Raw genomic sequence first — 448 nt, forward strand, 5'->3', positions numbered from 1 at the left:
TCTTCAATGTCTCGCTTGACCAGTCTTCGGCAGTCGTCTCCTGTGCAAGCCCAGGAAAGACACTCCAGCAAATGGTGAAGTGGGACGATGAAACTCCCTTTGCCAGTCTGCTCTATGGCGGGAACGCGCGGCGGTGGGAAGCATTGCTTCTTTCGGCTGGAGGTAACGACCTCATTGCCGCCATCAACACCCCGCCTACCGAAGATGATGCAACCAAATCGGCGTTAAGACTGCTCCGTACGCCTGATGAAAGAGCTGGTGTGCCGGTTGCTGACGATTGCAGTCACTACGTGCGACCAGAGGGATGGGCCGCGTTCCAGAATACGATACTAGCCTGCTTCGCATCCCTAGCGGAGAAGCGCGATGGGGCCGGCAGTCTGTCTAAGGAGACGCCGATTCTCATCCACTCCTACGACTACGCGCAACCCCGCAACGCACCGGCAACCTG

General features: G+C 57.8%; 1 pseudogene. It reads left to right on the forward strand.

The window, feature by feature from the left end:
* Positions 1-71 precede the first annotated feature (71 nt).
* Positions 72-448 (forward strand): annotated as a pseudogene (locus VSR34_RS38625) (hypothetical protein); the annotation flags it as partial.

Source organism: Paraburkholderia sp. JHI2823, from assembly GCF_038900695.1.
GTDB classification, from domain to species: Bacteria; Pseudomonadota; Gammaproteobacteria; order Burkholderiales; family Burkholderiaceae; genus Paraburkholderia; species Paraburkholderia mimosarum.